Here is a 17,169-nt window from a genome sequence, read left to right on the forward strand (position 1 = left end):
TTCAAAATAATATAATAACCTTTATTGTAACATTGATAAAAGAGTATTTGTATTATTTTGGTTGTTATAATCATTCCAAAGATCTTTAAATTGACGTATTTCTTCCGCAGAGAAGTCATCATTTTTAATCATTTCAAGAATTTCATCTGTGCTATATGCGATATTTGTCGTGACGAGAGATTCATAATCATCTATTAAACCTTTTGTATTCTTATACTCATCTAAATCATAAGGATAATAGATAACTGGGCGCATAAGGTTCGCAAATTCAAAGCCGACAGAAGAGTAGTCTGTAATTAAAATATCAGTCACACTTAACACTTCTTCTAACGAAAATCCGTCATTTAGATCAATGACACCCTTAATATCAGTGTCTAACTGAACAGTAGGGTGTAGTCTTAACGCGATTCTATAATTGCTTGGCAACTGTTGACTCATTTTAGAGATGTCGAGTGGTATATCAGAAATATTAAACTGATTTTCTCTATACGTCGGCGCATACGTTACAACGATAACTTCGTCGTCTAAATTTAAGCGACTTCGAACATTATCTCGAGTCGATTGAATATTCGACTGTTCTCTATAAAAATCAAGACGTGGCATCGCTGCTTTTATGATTTTTTTATCTTCAATAGAAAACGTCTGTTTAAAAATATCTGCCATACGTTTAGATCCAGCGACATAATAATCCACATTTTGATACGTTTTTTTAAACCGAGTTTTTGCACAGTCTGGACGGTGTTTAAATGACTCATCCATTAACCCAAACGCCTTTACAGCACCAACCGCATGCCACGTTTGAAATACTTTAACATAAGGTTTTAATGTAGACATACCACCAATTACAGGGAAATGATTATCGACAATAATATTTTTTGCACGACCAATTTCATATAATTCTTTTACGCTTAAACTACTATGTGTATACACTTTAACGTTATCAAACGTTTTAAAATCATACTGGCGCGATGAAAAAATATTAACTTCATCGTAGAGACGCATTTTCGGATGACGGATAATATAATCGATATTATCGCCAAAAGAAGTTAAAATCACGACAGAGTTTTTAACAGGTAATACGCGCATCAATAAAAAGAAACGTGAGACAAAAAAATTGTACACACGTATAAAAAGTTCTTTAATCATTTTGATTAAGATCTTTCTTAATTTTAGTTGTTGATACACCTTCGGTTCTCGGTAGATATACGACTTCACATAAATCATTTAAGAAGTCGAATTCACCTTCCCAGTCATGACCCATTACGAATGTATCAATGTTGTGATTTTTTACGTCATCACGTTTTTGATCCCAACTATTCTCTGGAATTACCTCATCGACATATTTAATCGCTTCTAAAATAAGTTTACGATCCTCATATGAGTGATATGCTTCTTTATGTTTTAAGCTGTTGAAACTATCGGTTGATAATCCGACAACAAGGTAATCTCCCATCTGCTTCGCACGTTTTAAAATATTGATATGTCCGACATGTAATAAGTCAAAAGTTCCATATGTTATAATCTTTTTCATTGGATTTCACCTTAATAATTATTTCTATCTTTTCAGTCTATACCAAAACTGTACAAATTACGATTGTTATAGTATATTACTTTACGCATTTTGACAAAACTTCGGTATAATATAGTCTATATATTATAATTAATGAAGAAAGAAAGTAGATTTAAATGAAATTTTTAAAGTCATTTTGGTTAAATATATACAAGTTTATCTTTTTTACTGCAGGACTAATTCTACCTAAAAATAAAAAGAGAATTATGTTCGAAAGTTTTTTAGGAAAGCAATTCAGTGATAATCCTCGTGCATTATATGAATATATGAAAATGCATTATAGCGAATACGAACTTATCTGGAGTGCGGATAAGCGTCACGTAAAAACATTCGAAGAACATGGCGTGCCGTATTTTAAGAGATTCTCACTAAAGTGGTTAATCGCAATGAATACATCACATATATGGGTTTCAAATAGTAGGTTACCTTTATGGATTCCTAAGCCAAGATCTACAAAGTATTTACAAACATGGCATGGTACGCCGTTAAAGCGTCTAGCATTAGATATGGATGAAGTACTTATGGCTGATACAGACACAGAAAGATATAAGAAAAACTTTACTAAAGAATCTAGTAAATGGGATTATTTAATTTCTCCGAATCCATATTCAACAGAAATATTTAAACGCGCATTTAATTTTAATAAAGAAATGTTAGAGACGGGTTACCCTAGAAATGATTACTTAGTCAATTTTAATATTCCGGATTATATTCATAAACTTAAAGTCGAACTTGGTATCAAACGCGGGAAAAAAGTGATTCTTTATGCACCAACTTGGAGAGACAATGAATATCACGAGCGTGGACGTTATAAATTTGACATCCAACTTGACCTAGATCAAATGCAAAAAGAATTAGGTGATGATTACATAATTTTATTACGTATGCATTACTTAATTGCAGAGAATCTAGATGTGGCAAAATACAATGGTTTCGTACTCGATTTCTCAAATTATGAAGATATTCGCGATTTATACTTAGTATCGGATATGCTAATTACCGACTATTCATCTGTGTTTTTTGATTACGCGATTTTAGATCGTCCGATGATGTTCTTTACGTATGATATTGACAGTTATCGTGATGTTGTAAGAGGGTTTTATTTTGATTTTGAACAAAAAGCACCAGGTCCTTTATTGTACAATACTGATGAAGTTTTACATGCCATACAGAATATTGAGCTACAAGATTATTCTGTCATTCGACACGAATTTAGAGAAAAGTTTTGCGCATTAGAGGACGGTAAAGCGTCCGAGCGTGTAGTTAATAGTATTTTACGGTAATGATTGAAAGGGAATAAAATGAAATCTTTATTTAAACTAATACAAGAACAAACAGAATATTTCTACTTAGCACGACGATTGTCATTATATGAATTAAAAAGTAGTAATAAAAACAATTATCTAGGTATGCTCTGGGAATTATTAAATCCACTCACTCAAATACTAATCTATTGGTTCGTATTTGGAACTCTAAGAAACCGTGCGCCAGTTATCGTCAATGGTGATGAAACACCATTTATATTATGGCTAATAGTTGGGTTTTTAGTGTGGATCTTTTTCTACCAAGCTTCAATAGAAGCATCTAAATCTATATATACTAGACTTAGAATGTTATCTAAAATGAACTTCCCAATGAGTGTTATACCGAATATTCCTATTTTGTCTAAAATTTATATACATTTTGGAATGCTAGTTATTGCACTTATCGTACATCAAATTTATGGATATTATGTTTCAATTTATTTAATACAGGTCGTATACTTCATCTTTTGTTTATACGTCTTTACTTTTGCATTTGGCTTAATTATGTCGACGTTATCTACAATTATCAGAGATGTGCACCTGTTTTTAAACTCAACACTCAGAATGGGTCTATATGTTTCAGGAGTACTGTGGCCATTAACGATGTTAAGTGATTTCCCGAAAGTGATGTACGTATTAAAATTTAACCCACTTATCTACGTCATTGATGGATATCGATATGCATTTTTAGGTTCAGGGTGGTACATTATTGAACATTGGAAGTATGGATTATACTTCTGGGCAGTAGTATTAATATTATTATTAATAGGTGCAACGCTTCACATGAGATTTAGAAGAAACTTTATTGATTACTTATAGAGGTTGGATAATATGGAGAAAGTTATAGAAGTAAAAGATGTTTCAAAAAAATATACGTTGTTCAATGACTCTAAAGAAAAGTTTTTAAATTTGTTTAATAAAGAAAAATATGGAAAAGCTTTTTATGCACTAGATTCTGTGAGTTTTTCAGCATATGAAGGTGATGTTGTTGGATTTATTGGAACAAATGGATCTGGTAAATCAACATTATCTAATATTATCGCAGGAATTGTACCCGAAACAAAAGGAGAGGTACATACCCGTGGTGATGTTGCTTTAATTGCAGTTGCTGCAGGACTCAATAACAATTTAACAGGCAGAGAGAACATTGAGTTAAAATGTTTAATGCTCGGATTTAGTAAACAGGAAATTAAAGAATTAGAGCCAGAAATAATCGAATTTTCAGAGCTAGGGGAATTTATTGATCAGCCAGTAAAGTCATACTCTAGTGGTATGAGGTCTAGACTTGGTTTTGCAATTTCAGTAAGTGTAGATCCGGATGTCCTTATTATCGATGAGGCGCTGTCAGTTGGAGATAAGGCATTTGCTGAGAAAAGTTTACAAAAGATGAAAGACTTTAAAGAACAAGGCAAGACGATGATTTTCGTTTCGCACTCGCTCGGTCAAATGAAGCAATTTTGTAACAAAATACTTTGGTTAGAATTTGGTCGTGTTAAAGCATATGGTGAAACGAATGAAGTTCTCGGCATGTATGAAAGATACTTAAGAAAATGGCAAAAGATGACAAAGAAAGAACGCGATGAATACCGTAATAATATATTATCGTCTCCAGCCACAACAGATAATAAACAAGAAATAGGTAATACGGTAATCTATTCTCAAACAGATGAGTACATTACAGAAAAAGATGATTATGAACTTCACATGGAAAGTAGATTAGGCCATATTAGAGGTGGTAAATCATCTGTATATGAAGCACCAAATAGTAGAGAGAATGTAAAATCATCTAATGACTTTAAACATCATGTATATTATATTACCCGATCAGCAAATTATAGATTTGAGAAGTATTATTTATTATCGACTTCACGAAGTGCAGAAGATGGAGTCATTGGTTGGATGAAAGAAAAAGACATTCAATCACATACATTTTCTTTAATAGACCAAGATAATAAGCATGTCATATTGAACGGTGAAGGTAGTGCGTTCTATATGCCATGGGGTGGTAAGAAAAACGCAGCATTTGCAGATTTAAAGAAACTGACAGGGACAGAAATACATGTCATTGAGACATGGTTCATCGGTCGTAATATATGGTATAAAGCAATAATTGATAATGAACAAGTTTGGTTGAATGCGAAATATACAAAAGAAAGTGAATAAATTCATAGTAAAATAAAAGAGCCCTTCTGTATTTTTAAAAATATACAGAAGGGCATTTATTATTTTATTTTATAATACACTTTTTTTGCGACGCTTTTTAATTTACGTTTTACTCTCTTTTTGTTTCGGTTTATAAATGAATTATCTTTTTTTGTTAATGCATTTATTTTTCTTTCTAATTCATCTATTTTTAATTGTTGCAATTCAGCTTTATACGCTAATAGTACAGCATTACCATCTTTTTGACGATAAGCCCTTAATCGGTTATAAAAGCGATCGTTTACATATTCTTCGGCCCTTTCTGGGAAAGAGCTATTGAACAAGTCAGCAAACAGTTCTAGCCAGTCATTGTGGACTTTTGTCTTATGGATATGGATTAAATAATTAAGTGTGTTTCCAATACCAAAATTCATTATTCTATCTACAAAAGCAGCAGCAGCACGATCTTTAAACTCTTGGTCACCAAGTTCACCATCATAAATTATATTTAAGATTTCTTTATAATTTTCAAACGTCCTGTTTTTAGACTGCTTACTTGAGGTTAACCGGTCATCTGTATGATGTACGATATAATAATAAGGCTGATCAGCTAATATACTATGAACTTTTGTGTTAAAAAGAAATCGTGCTGTCACGAGCATGTCTTCGCCAATCAAGACATCTTTGTCAAATTTTAAATTTAACCGATCCCACTCTGATCTTTTAAAAGCTTTAAGTACGGATAAGGCAGTTAGCATATTATTCTCGATAATATCTGCATTACCTAATGATCCATGCTTGGCAAATGATCTCGGTACGTTACCTTTGATGTTATCTTCATTGCCTTTCACATACTTAGGGTAGATGATATCTGAATTGTTTGTTTTAGCAAAATCATATAGGTGAGTTACTAGCTCTTTTGCAACAAAGTCATCAGAATCTACAAAAAACAAATATTCTCCTTCAGCGTGTTCAGCTGCTGTGTTTCTTGGAATACTAGCATTACCAGAGTTCTCATCAAGTTTTAACAGCTTATAGTTTTTGAATTCTTCTTCTTCAAAAATGCTTTTAACTTTTTCGAATGTTCCATCTGTAGAACAGTCATCAACAACTATAATTTCATAATTTTCTTCAGGCTCAGTCTGGTTGATTAATGATAGAATGCATTTGTCAATTTTATTTACTCGATTGTATACAGGAATACAGAAACTAACTTTTTTCATAAGATCTCCTTGATAGCTTTAGGGTATGAGGTGTCATTACTTTTCTTTATTAAACACGTCATTAACAAGACGCTCACTTGATCGACCATCTGTATATTTGAAGTGTTTATTTATAAAGTTAGTAATTTTTTCTTCCTCGAAATCTTTGTTATATAGAGATGTAATCAGCTCATCGAAATCTTGTACAATTTTTCCTGGTACGAAGTCTGTATAAGTTTCGTAAAAGTCTCTTTTAGAAACGTAATCTTCTAAGTCATATGCATAAAACAGCATTGGCTTCTTGAATAAAGAGAACTCATATACTAATGACGAATAATCACTGATTAAAATGTCTGTAATAAATAAAATGTTATTTACTTCCCTGTAGCTTGATATATCGATGAAATACTTATTGTATTTCATAGGGAATTTTAGTTTGTTTCTTACAAATGGATGCATTTTAAACAGTACGACTGAGTTTGATTCTTCACAGTATTTCGCTAATTTTGCGAAATCTATTTTAAAGAACGGATAATAAGCAGAATTATGACCATTACCTCTAAAAGTAGGTGCAAAAAGAATCACTTGTTTATCTTTAATTTGTGGGTAAATAGAATATAATTCCTTCGTTACTTTTTTCTCATATTTATCATTAAAGAATATGTCCGTTCTTGGAACTCCAGTTGGAATGACATTAGATTCTTTAATACCAAATGCTTCAGCATAATATGGAATATCATTCTCTGCGGAAACATATACTTTTGTATAGTTTCTATGAGAACGCGTATTAAAGAAATTACCACCTGATTTACCAACTCTACTATAGCCAAATGTTTTAAATGTACCGACCGCATGCCATACTTGGATGATTTCCTGATCTTTTCTAAAATTGACTCTATATATCATTGGATGAAAGTCATCCACAAAGATGTATTTAGATTTACCCAGTAGGTAGGGGAATTTAAACTTGTCAAAAAAGTTTCTTCGATCCGTTATATGGCGTTTAAATTGTTGGTGAATATTATACTCCTTATCTTTATCTTGTCGAATCATCTCTCTAAAAATATATTCGAAATTTCCAGACATTTCTGCTCTTGAGTCTGATGTAAATAATACATCTTTCGTATTATTTTTGTTTCTATATTTTGACCAGTTAAAGATGAGATGGAATATAAAATCCCTGATTGAGAATGATGTTTTATTATAATTTCTACGAATACTTTTCATTGTTGCTTCATAGAAATCCAATTTTTCTTTTGGTTGTTTAAAAGATATTGAAAGTAAGAACTCGTTGACTTCTGTAGATAACATTGGAGTTACAGTATAAACTGTACTTTTTGAAGTTCCACTTCGTTTAAACTCTTTTCCATAATATGATAAGACAAAATTATGAATAGTATTCTCATCGCCTAATTCTATAATCTCATTTAATGTTTCTTGTTCGTCATTTGTCAGTTCAAGTTTTGAAGCATCTAGAAGTGTCTCTGAAGTTTGAGCAATGTACGTATATTCATCTTCAACGACTATTAAATAATCATCTTCTGGTAAGTAATTACCATTATTTATGTTAGATAAAGAAAATCGTGCAGAGAACTTATCCCCCTCGATGTTGACCTCATTGGCAGTCATTACTTTCGATTCATCTAGATTTCTTAAATAGAATTCTGGAGATGAAAAATCTCCATCTAAGAAGCGTCCTTCTATAAAGAATTGCACGCGTTCCCATCTAATATTTTCAATTACAACCTTGCGTTCTTTCATGTTTATACCTCGTTAATTTAGATTTCCCATTTCATGACTGTTTTACCCCATGATGTTGATAGATCTGCTTCAAAAGCAGCTGTAACGTCATCAATTGTGCGAACTGTAAATTCTTTTCCTTTTAATAATGATAGTTTATCTACAATATCTGGATGCTGTCGATAAATATCAGCAACTGCTTGAAAGTCTTTTGCACCACTACGACTACTACCGATGAGTGTAAGTCCACGTTCTAATACCATTCTTGTATTTATTTCGACAGGATGCTCACTAACACCTAACAATGCTATTGAGCCTTCAGGATTTATATGATCAATGATTTGATCAATTGCGCTTTGACTACCACGTCCTCCGACGCATTCAAATGCATGATCAAAAGTTAAATCCTCAGGGATTTCATCTATATAAAAAGTCTTGTCGACAAATGAAAAGTAGCTTAACTTATACTCCGTTTTCCCGAACACGTAAATTTTAGCATCGGGATATATTTTTCTGAGTAAAATGGCAGTTATATAACCAAGGTTGCCATCTCCCCAAATTCCGAAACTTGATGTATTTGAAATAGATTTTCTTTTAAAGCGATCGATTGCGTGTATGCTTACTGAAACTAATTCAGAATAAGAAACAGTACTGAAGTCCATTTCGTCAGGTAAAACAATAGCACGATCGTGATCTAAAAAGACATAGTCTTGCATAAAACCGTCATAACCACTAGATCTGAACTTGCTAGATTTTAAGTAGTTTTCTGCAATTACTTCATCCACTTCTGTTGGAGTGTTAGGGACCATTAATACTTTTGTGCCGACTTTAAATTGCCCCTTACTATCATAAACAACTTCTCCAACACCTTCATGAATTAAAGCCATTGGTAGCTTTTCTCTCATTGCTTGTTCGCCACGTGTACCTGTGTAATAACGTTGGTCTGCAGCACATATAGATAAATATGTTGGTCTTACAACCACTTTATTTGAGTTAATATCTTTATTTGTATAAGTTACTTCAAACTGTCTAGGAGATACTAACTGATAAATTTGATTAATCATCTGCTATACCACCCTTAATAATTGAATTCGCAACTTTTAAGTCGTATGGTGTTGTGACTTTAATGTTAAATAATTCACCGTCTACTAAGCGAACTTCTCCACCTTGTTCGACAATAATTTTACAAGCATCAGTTAAAATGTTTTTCTGTTCTTCTGAAAGTGAACTGTATTTTTCTTTTAATAACTTTATGTTAAAAGATTGTGGAGTTTGACCTTGATACATATGATCTCTGACAGGGATGCTTGAAATTGTTTTACCATCTGTTGAAGTCACTATGGTATCAATCGCACTTATAACCGTGTCTACAGCACCATATTCTTTTGCTAATTGAATATTTTCTTTAATAATGCGATGTGTTAAAAATGGTCTTACCGCATCATGAGTTACGATAATATCGTCATCATTTGTACCGTGATGTTCATCGATGTAGTCTAAGATGTTCATAATCGTTTCATTACGATCTTCTCCACCTTTTATTACGATTACTTTATCTGAGTTGATATTATGTTTAGAGAGAATATCATTTGTATGTCCGATCCATTTTTCAGGAGTTGCAATAATAATTTTATTAAAATCATTTTCTAAAATAAACTTCTCCACTGTATGGATAATAATTGGTTTATCATTTAAATCTAAAAATTGTTTTGGGAGAGGAACATTCCCCATTCTTGATCCAATTCCTCCAGCTAATATACCAGCGTAAATCATAAATAACACCTTCCACTTATTTATTTCGATGATTTACTAAAATTTTACACTATATTATTTGTGAATTCAAAAATGACCAAACAATTACTAAAAACATGAGTCGATATTCTTTTTAATTTCATCGTGGCTTTGCTACAATTATAATATAAACAACATTGGAGGCATTTATATGAAGCGTTTTGGCCTCTTTTCACTGTTCATGATTTTTGCTTTTATTCTTGCTGGATGTTCGAGTACGAATGAGCCTGTTAAGTTAAAACATGGTGTTGTATATAAGGAACATTCAAATAATCAAGATTTTGATGACTTGAAATTTGTTGCGAATGATTATAACGTTGAAATTCACTACCCACATTTTGGTGTGGAACGTATCGATAAAAAGATCGAAGGTGCACGTAATAAGGAGTTCGATGATTTCATAGATATTGTTAAAGATGATGATGAGCATATGGATTCATCGTTAAAGATTGTTTTTAACGCACATGATGTTAGAGGCGATATTTACATGTTTAACATTACGAGAGTTGTTAAGCTTTCTAAAGATACGGAATACTCGATTCACGGTGTACTTGTAGTGAATACCGCGAGTGGTGAAGCGGTTATAAGCGACAACTTGTTTAACATCGGTCAATCATCACGAGAGGCGTTATTTAAACGATTAGATCAGGCGATTCGTGATAATCCGGCGTATGCACCGTATTATGACGCGAAAAAATTAGAAGATCGAACGATGGATATTTCAAAGACGTTTTCGAATGTTGACTTTAAAGGAGACGTCGTACAGTTCCACTATGATCAAAACGAAATTGGAAGTAGTGCGATGGGAACACCAAAAGTAGAAATACCGTTTAGAGACGTCATCGAATTTTTAGAGCCGACAATTAAAGCAGTCGTTGAAGGTGAATTGATACCGACGAATGAAGACTAACATTTGCCAAGGGGATATCGTAACGTTGCCCTTTGGCTTTTTATCAATTAGAAATACATATTGAAATAAATAAAGAGGTGCAAATGTGGTAAAAAGAATTGTAGATTTCTCGATTAAAAACAAACTCGCGATCGTATTAATGACGATTATCATCACGCTTGGTGGAGTGTATTCCGCTTCAAAAATGAAGATGGAAATGTTACCGGACATCGACTCGCCAGTGCTGACAATCACAACACCGTATCCAGGTGCGACGCCAGAGACGGTATTAAATGACGTGACAGAAAAAATAGAGTCACGTGTAAAATCGATGGAAGGTGTCGAAGATATTCAAAGTCAGTCGCTGCAAAATGCGTCTGCAATCACTGTGATTTATGATTACGGTACGGATATGGATAAGGCGACTGACGAAGTCGAAACGATAATTGATGAATTAGATTTACCAGACGGTGTGGAGTCATCTAGTATAGATACGATTTCGATGTATACATTCCCAATTATCAGTTATTCATTTACCGAAAAAGACAATGATCTTAAAGATTTAACACAGCGTTTAGAAGAAGATTTAATACCTGAAATTGAAGGAGTCGAAGGCGTATCAAGTGCGTCATTTTCAGGTCAACAAATCGAAAGAGTCGAGCTTTCTTTCGATGAAGCAGCATTAAAAAAGCATGATTTAAAAGAAGATGATGTCTTACAATTTATTTCGGGAACGTCAAATGATTTCCCGCTCGGATTATATACGTTTGACGATGAACTCCGTTCTATTTTAATCGATGGTCGTTTTAATACGGTAGAGGAGTTAAAAGAGTTAAACATACCAGCTGGAGAACCTGAAGCACCTGAAATTGACGATGAAACGAAAATGAAACTTGCTGCAATGAGTGACGCTGAGCGTGAAGAATTCCAAAAAGAAATGGAACAAAAAGCGTTAGATGCAGGACTGAAAACAGTTAAATTAAAAGACGTTGCAGAAATTAATACGGTATCAGAAAGAGAGTCTATTTCTAAAACAAATGGTAAAGACTCGCTTGCGATACAAGTTGTAAAATCTAACGATGCGAACACAGTAGCAGTTGCGAATGAAATTAAAGAAACAGTCGATACGTTTTTAAAAGATAACAAAGATATCGACGCAGTTTTAATGATGGACCAAGCAAAGCCGATTGAAGATTCAATTAAAACGATGTTCGAAAAAGCACTCCTCGGAGCAGCTTTTGCAGTAATCGTTATTTTACTCTTCTTAAGAGACTTTAAGTCGACGTTAATTTCTGTCGTGTCGATTCCAATGTCGATTTTAATGGCATTTGTTATTTTAAAACAACTCGACGTTTCGATTAACATCATGACACTCGGTGCAATGACTGTCGCAATTGGGCGTGTCATCGATGACTCGATCGTCGTTATAGAAAACATATACCGAAGACTTACGAAAGAGGATGAAACGTTGCAGGGTCGTGAACTGATTACAGCTGCGACAAAACAAATGTTTATCCCGATTATGTCGTCGACAATTGTAACGATTGTCGTATTCGTACCACTTGCATTTATTACGGGTGAAGTCGGTCAGATCTTTAAACCGTTCGCGTTAACAGTCGTATTTGCACTACTTGCGTCACTTTTAATTGCAATCACGATTGTACCGATGCTTGCGCACTTCTTCTTTAGAAAAGGTGTGAAAGTCAAACCACATCATAAGAAAAACCGTATCGCAGATAGCTATAGAAAGATTTTAGAGTGGACACTATCACACAAAGTGATTTCTAGCATCGTCCTTGTTGTCATTTTTGTTGGAAGTTTAGCGTTAACACCATTTGTTGGAACGAGCTTTATTTCAACAGGTGAAGATAAGTTTTTAGCACTCACATATAAACCGTCACCAGGTGAAACGATCGAAGAAGTCGTGAAACATGGTGAGGAGGCTGAACAAGAACTTAAGAAAAATAGTGACGTGACGAACATTCAATATTCTGCTGGAGGAGATAATCCATTTAACCCAGTCGCATCGAATGATATGGCGATGATGGTCGAGTATAAATCTGATACAGAGAACTTCGAAGAAGAATCTGCAAAAGTGTTAGAAAAACTCGAACAATTTGACCATAAAGGTACGTGGTCGAGTATCGATGTCGCAACAGGTGGTGCGTCTAACGAAGTCAAAGTAACAATTAAAGGTACAGACTTCGATAAAATTAAAGCAGCATCTGAAGAAGTAGAAGCTGTTTTAAGTGAGCACAAAGAATTATCTAATGTCAAATCCGATGTCAGTGATTCGTATACAGAGTATCGTATCGTCGTTGACCAAGAAAAGGCAGCAAAACTCGGGTTAACTGCAGGTCAAATCGCGATGGAGTTAAACCAATACGAACCGAAACAAGTCGTGACTGAAGTCGGTGAAGTAGGTAAAACACAAGAAGTCATCTTAAAGCACGATAAAAAAGAGAACTGGACAGAAGACGATTTAAAAAATAATACGATTAAATCTCCACTCGGTAAAGACGTGAAGTATAGTGAGTTTACTACGATTGAAACTGGAGATACTCAAGATACAATTAAACGTTTAAACGGAGATATGTACGCGACAGTGAGCGGTAAAATATTATCAAATGACGTCGGTACTGTTACATCTGAAGTCATTCAAGAAGTGAATAAACTAGAAGTAGAAGACGGTGTTACAGTTGAAGTTGGTGGAACGAACGATGATATTGAAGAAAGCTTTCAGCAACTTGGCCTTGCGATGTTAGCCGCGATTCTTATCGTATATGTCGTTCTCGTGTTAACATTCCACGGTGGAATTGCACCGTTCTCAATATTATTTAGTCTACCATTTACAATTACTGGGGTAATTATCGCATTACTCATTTCAGGTGAGACGTTATCCGTACCAGCACTCATTGGATTACTCATGCTGATCGGTATTGTAGTTACAAATGCAATCGTATTAATCGACCGAGTCATTCATATGGAAGAAAGAGGACTTTCAACGCGAGATGCATTACTTGAAGCGGCATCGACACGTGTCCGTCCAATCCTAATGACAGCACTCGCAACGATCGGTGCGTTAACGCCACTTATTTTCGGTGGAGATTCATCGATATTAATTTCAAGAGCACTCGGTATTACTGTAATCGGCGGACTCGTATCGTCTACGTTACTGACGTTAATCGTTGTACCGATTGTATATGAAGTGCTGATGAATATTAAACACAAATTCGTTAAAAATTAACATATGTGTTATTAAACCACTTGGTAAACTTATCAAGTGGTTTATTTTTTTATAAAATACGGCATCATATAAGTAATCAATCTTTTTAAGGAAGATGCCTATGACATTAGAAATGCTGTTTGTACTCGGCATGGTCGTTGTTATGCTTACGTTATTACTGTTTGAAGTAAGCCGAGCTGACTTTGTCGTATTTTTATTTTTAGTAATATTTTTAATGACGAATGTCATTTCGACTGAAGACGCACTTAGCGGTTTTAGTAACGAAGGTTTAATGACGATATTACTATTATTTGTCGTCGCGAGTGCGATTGAAAAGCACGGCATTATAGAAGGAGTCGTCTACAAATTACTCGGCGATAAAACGACGCCAAGAGGCGCATTATTAAAACTTTTACCGCCAGTCGGTGTGTCGTCAGGATTTTTAAATAATACACCGATCGTATTAGCACTCACGCCGATTGTTAAAGACTGGGCGTTAAAACGTGGCTTTAGTCCGTCGAAGTTTTTAATCCCGCTCTCTTATATTACGATTATCGGTGGTACGCTCACGTTAATTGGTACGTCGACGAACTTAATTATCCACGGGTTGTTAATCTCTAGTGGTAAAGACGGGTATAGTTTCTTTCAGCTTGCACCTGTCGGTATTGTGATTTTAATTTTCGGACTTATTTATATCGTGACAGTTGGTTACAAGTTACTGCCAGAGCATTTAACTGCGACTGAAAAAATTCAAAGTGAGGCAAAAGAATTTTTAGCAGAAGCTGAGATAAGTGAAGACTTTGAGTATTGTAATCATTCGATTATTGACGTGACAAAACATGCGATAAAAGGGATTTATATCATTGAAATTATTAGGGATAAAAGACCACTCCCTGAAGTGAACGCCCATTCGTATATTCAAGCTGGAGACCGTATTATATTTAGTGCGACGCTAGACGCGATTGGAGATATAAAGGACGTCAAAGGATTAAAGTTAAGAACAGGTAGTGAACTCACGCTTGAAGACCTTCAAACTGAAGGGGCCGTACTGATTGAAGCGGTCGTTTCACACCGTTCGATTCTTCTAAATAAGACACTAAAAACATCGCGATTTAAAACGCGTTATCAAGCTGGGGTTATCGCGATTCACCGTAACAATAAACGTATCAACTCAAAAGTTGGAGATATCGTCTTAAAAGCAGGGGATACGTTACTATTACTTGCGGACGAATCGTTTTTAGATGTTAATAAGTATAGCGATGACTTTTATATCGTGAGTAACTTAACACCGCCAGATAAGTTTATGCAAAATAAACGTCAAGGATTTGGTGTTCTATTATTACTCGGTATTATGATCGGATTAGTCGTTGCTGGTATTTTATCGATGTTAAAGGCGATGCTTGTTATGGTCGTTATACTATTCGTGTTTAAAATTATATCTCCAAGAGATGCGATGACTTCGATTCAGTTTGACGTCATACTGTTAATAGGAAGTGCATTTGGAGTCGGTAAAGCAATTACGAATAGCGGACTCGCAACGTTTGTCGCAGAGCATATCGTAATGTTCGCTAAACCAATTGGAGTACTCGCGCTACTCGCTGCACTTTATCTGATTACAAATATATTTACAGAGCTGATTACGAATAGTGCTGCTGCTGTAATTATGTTCCCGATTGCTGTTGAAGTCGCGGAAATGATGAACACGCATTATCTTGGATTTGTAATTGCGATTACGATCGCTGCGAGCAGTAGTTTTATCACACCTATTGGTTACCAGACAAACTTAATCGTCTACGGGCCAGGGGGATATAAGTTTACCGATTATATTAAAGTCGGAGTTCCGCTATCGATTATTACGATGATTATTACAGTCACGACGGTTTATCTTTTATGGTTTTAATGTTTAAGTGTATGTAAATTCGGTTATATATGTACTACAACGATTTAGGAGGCAGTTATTTTATGACTAAAAAAGTTGCAGTATTAATGACAGATTTAGTAGAAGATAGTGAGTACACAGTACCAAAAGATACAATTTTAGAAGCAGGATACGAAGTAGAAGTCGTATCACCAGAAGGTAAAGTAGTTGAAGGTAAGCAAGGCGGAAAATTTGAAGCGGATGTTTCAGTAGCCGATGCAAATGCTGAAGACTACGCAGCACTTCTCGTACCAGGTGGATTCTCACCAGACGTTTTACGTGGAGACGCTGAAGATAGACCAGCAAAATTTGCAAAACATTTCTTAGAAGCAGATAAGCCAGTGTTTGCAATTTGCCACGGACCACAGTTTTTAATCGACACAGGATTATTAAAAGGCAGAAATTTAACGTCAGTTAAAAACGTTAAAACTGACTTAATTAACGCTGGTGCAGACTGGGAAGACAAATCAGTCATCGTCGACAACAACTTAGTGACGAGCCGTACACCAGATGACTTCGATGATTTCACAAAAGCAATCGAAGAAGCTCTTAAATAAATTTAAAAGGTGAGACGTAGTAAATGCGTCTCACCCTTTTTTGTGTATTGAGTATTTGTTGTGTTGTGGTGTTTTGTCGGGAGTGTTTTATTCGACAGTCACCGTAATGGCTTTCGCGTTCGGCTTACCGAAGCGGTCGATGACTGTATAAGCGATATAGTACTCTCCTGGCTTGTCAGTGTTTACTTCATCTCCAACGATGTAGACATCTTCCGTAATATCATGGCCGTCTGTGTCGATGACAGTGATATCTTTTTTAGGATCAAACGACTCGCCTTGAGAAACTGTCACGTCTTTCACGTTTTTAAATGTGACGCGTGGACCTTCTTTACTTTTTGAAGGTGACTTAGGAAGTTCAGTCGACGGCTCTTGTGACACAGTAACGAGTCTAGAGTTTTCATACCATGACCCGTCTTCAGCTGTTACTTTATAATTTAATACGTACTGACCCTCAGTATTCGTATCAACGTCACCAGATACTTCAATGTCAGAAGTTAAATCATCTTTAGAATCAATTGCGTACACACCAGCGAGCGGATCAAAGCTATCACCGACTTGAACATTCACTTCACCGATGTTGTAAATCGTCGGATAGTTGCCGTCGTAGTCCTCGATTAGTTTATCAATTTGAACAGAATTATCGCTATTATCTTCTATCGTAGCATGCTCTAATGCATCAGCAGAAAAAGCAGTCGGTAAAATACCAATCATAATTTTAATTAAAGCAGTTTTCATACAAATTTCTCCTTCAAACATCTTAATAATAGTTTACTATGAAATCTGAAAAGAAAAAAGCATCAACTTGAGTGAAGGTGTGGCTTGCTTCGTTT

General features: G+C 34.8%; 13 protein-coding genes and 1 pseudogene. 7 read left to right on the top strand and 7 right to left on the bottom strand.

Annotation, left to right across the window (positions count from 1 at the left end; genetic code table 11):
* Positions 1-21 precede the first annotated feature (21 nt).
* A complete protein-coding gene (locus BBS29_RS00410) occupies positions 22-1,146 on the bottom strand; it encodes a CDP-glycerol glycerophosphotransferase family protein (RefSeq protein WP_068127945.1) in 1,125 nt (374 codons plus the stop codon).
* A complete protein-coding gene (gene tagD, locus BBS29_RS00415; RefSeq protein WP_068127948.1) occupies positions 1,139-1,531 on the bottom strand; it encodes a glycerol-3-phosphate cytidylyltransferase in 393 nt (130 codons plus the stop codon). The genes BBS29_RS00410 and tagD overlap by 8 nt, the downstream gene beginning before the upstream one ends.
* Before the next feature lie 188 nt (positions 1,532-1,719).
* Here tagD and BBS29_RS00420 point away from each other — a divergent pair.
* From BBS29_RS00420 to tagH, 3 genes and pseudogenes are all read left to right on the top strand, one after another.
* Positions 1,720-2,853: pseudogene (locus tag BBS29_RS00420) on the top strand (CDP-glycerol glycerophosphotransferase family protein); the annotation flags it as partial.
* 18 nt (positions 2,854-2,871) lie between these two features.
* Positions 2,872-3,693, top strand: coding sequence for an ABC transporter permease (locus BBS29_RS00425; protein ID WP_068127954.1), 822 nt, complete (start codon positions 2,872-2,874; stop codon positions 3,691-3,693).
* A 12-nt stretch (positions 3,694-3,705) separates the two neighbouring features.
* The gene (gene tagH / locus BBS29_RS08555; RefSeq protein WP_068127957.1) at positions 3,706-5,037 is read left to right on the top strand and encodes a teichoic acids export ABC transporter ATP-binding subunit TagH; all 1,332 of its coding nucleotides are present in this window, start codon (positions 3,706-3,708) and stop codon (positions 5,035-5,037) included.
* Positions 5,038-5,096: 59 nt separating this feature from the next.
* Here the strand turns inward: tagH and BBS29_RS00435 are convergent, their stop codons facing one another.
* The 4 genes from BBS29_RS00435 to BBS29_RS00450 are packed head-to-tail and all read right to left on the bottom strand — an operon-like array spanning position 5,097 to position 9,731.
* Entirely contained in the window at positions 5,097-6,239 is a 1,143-nt protein-coding gene (locus BBS29_RS00435; RefSeq protein WP_068127960.1) for a glycosyltransferase family 2 protein, read from the bottom strand.
* A gap of 36 nt (positions 6,240-6,275) precedes the next feature.
* The gene (locus tag BBS29_RS00440) at positions 6,276-7,979 is read right to left on the bottom strand and encodes a CDP-glycerol glycerophosphotransferase family protein (RefSeq protein ID WP_068127962.1); all 1,704 of its coding nucleotides are present in this window, start codon (positions 7,977-7,979) and stop codon (positions 6,276-6,278) included.
* A 17-nt stretch (positions 7,980-7,996) separates the two neighbouring features.
* Positions 7,997-9,022, bottom strand: coding sequence for a ribitol-5-phosphate dehydrogenase (locus tag BBS29_RS00445; protein ID WP_068127965.1), 1,026 nt, complete (start codon positions 9,020-9,022; stop codon positions 7,997-7,999).
* A complete protein-coding gene (locus tag BBS29_RS00450) occupies positions 9,015-9,731 on the bottom strand; it encodes a D-ribitol-5-phosphate cytidylyltransferase (protein WP_068127968.1) in 717 nt (238 codons plus the stop codon). The genes BBS29_RS00445 and BBS29_RS00450 overlap by 8 nt, the downstream gene beginning before the upstream one ends.
* 169 nt (positions 9,732-9,900) lie before the next feature.
* Between BBS29_RS00450 and BBS29_RS00455 the strand changes: the two genes are divergently transcribed.
* The 4 genes from BBS29_RS00455 to BBS29_RS00470 all read left to right on the top strand — a co-directional run bounded on the left by BBS29_RS00455 (position 9,901) and on the right by BBS29_RS00470 (position 16,339).
* Positions 9,901-10,659, top strand: a complete 759-nt coding sequence (locus tag BBS29_RS00455) for an RsiV family protein (RefSeq protein ID WP_068127970.1) — start codon at positions 9,901-9,903, stop codon at positions 10,657-10,659.
* Between the two features lie 85 nt (positions 10,660-10,744).
* Positions 10,745-13,885, top strand: coding sequence for an efflux RND transporter permease subunit (locus BBS29_RS00460; RefSeq protein WP_068127973.1), 3,141 nt, complete (start codon positions 10,745-10,747; stop codon positions 13,883-13,885).
* 100 nt (positions 13,886-13,985) lie between these two features.
* Positions 13,986-15,764: an SLC13 family permease gene (locus tag BBS29_RS00465; protein WP_068127977.1), complete on the top strand. Its 1,779-nt coding sequence runs from the start codon at positions 13,986-13,988 to the stop codon at positions 15,762-15,764.
* 62 nt (positions 15,765-15,826) lie between these two features.
* The gene (locus BBS29_RS00470) at positions 15,827-16,339 is read left to right on the top strand and encodes a type 1 glutamine amidotransferase domain-containing protein (protein WP_068127980.1); all 513 of its coding nucleotides are present in this window, start codon (positions 15,827-15,829) and stop codon (positions 16,337-16,339) included.
* 87 nt (positions 16,340-16,426) lie between these two features.
* Here BBS29_RS00470 and BBS29_RS00475 read toward each other — a convergent pair whose 3' ends face one another.
* Positions 16,427-17,074, bottom strand: coding sequence for an immunoglobulin-like domain-containing protein (locus tag BBS29_RS00475; RefSeq protein WP_068127983.1), 648 nt, complete (start codon positions 17,072-17,074; stop codon positions 16,427-16,429).
* Positions 17,075-17,169: the final 95 nt, after the last annotated feature.

Origin of the sequence: Nosocomiicoccus ampullae (assembly GCF_001696685.1) — a bacterium.
In the GTDB taxonomy this organism is placed as follows: Bacteria; Bacillota; Bacilli; order Staphylococcales; family Salinicoccaceae; genus Nosocomiicoccus; species Nosocomiicoccus ampullae_A.

Excerpts from the sequence above, each read along its gene's own strand:
- BBS29_RS00410 (WP_068127945.1), bottom strand. The coding sequence starts at position 1,146 with ATGATTAAAGAACTTTTTATACGTGTGTACAATTTTTTTGTCTCACGT.
- tagD (WP_068127948.1), bottom strand. The coding sequence starts at position 1,531 with ATGAAAAAGATTATAACATATGGAACTTTTGACTTATTACATGTCGGA.
- BBS29_RS00425 (WP_068127954.1), top strand. The coding sequence starts at position 2,872 with ATGAAATCTTTATTTAAACTAATACAAGAACAAACAGAATATTTCTAC.
- tagH (WP_068127957.1), top strand. The coding sequence starts at position 3,706 with ATGGAGAAAGTTATAGAAGTAAAAGATGTTTCAAAAAAATATACGTTG.
- BBS29_RS00435 (WP_068127960.1), bottom strand. The coding sequence starts at position 6,239 with ATGAAAAAAGTTAGTTTCTGTATTCCTGTATACAATCGAGTAAATAAA.
- BBS29_RS00440 (WP_068127962.1), bottom strand. The coding sequence starts at position 7,979 with ATGAAAGAACGCAAGGTTGTAATTGAAAATATTAGATGGGAACGCGTG.
- BBS29_RS00445 (WP_068127965.1), bottom strand. The coding sequence starts at position 9,022 with ATGATTAATCAAATTTATCAGTTAGTATCTCCTAGACAGTTTGAAGTA.
- BBS29_RS00450 (WP_068127968.1), bottom strand. The coding sequence starts at position 9,731 with ATGATTTACGCTGGTATATTAGCTGGAGGAATTGGATCAAGAATGGGG.
- BBS29_RS00455 (WP_068127970.1), top strand. The coding sequence starts at position 9,901 with ATGAAGCGTTTTGGCCTCTTTTCACTGTTCATGATTTTTGCTTTTATT.
- BBS29_RS00465 (WP_068127977.1), top strand. The coding sequence starts at position 13,986 with ATGACATTAGAAATGCTGTTTGTACTCGGCATGGTCGTTGTTATGCTT.
- BBS29_RS00470 (WP_068127980.1), top strand. The coding sequence starts at position 15,827 with ATGACTAAAAAAGTTGCAGTATTAATGACAGATTTAGTAGAAGATAGT.
- BBS29_RS00475 (WP_068127983.1), bottom strand. The coding sequence starts at position 17,074 with ATGAAAACTGCTTTAATTAAAATTATGATTGGTATTTTACCGACTGCT.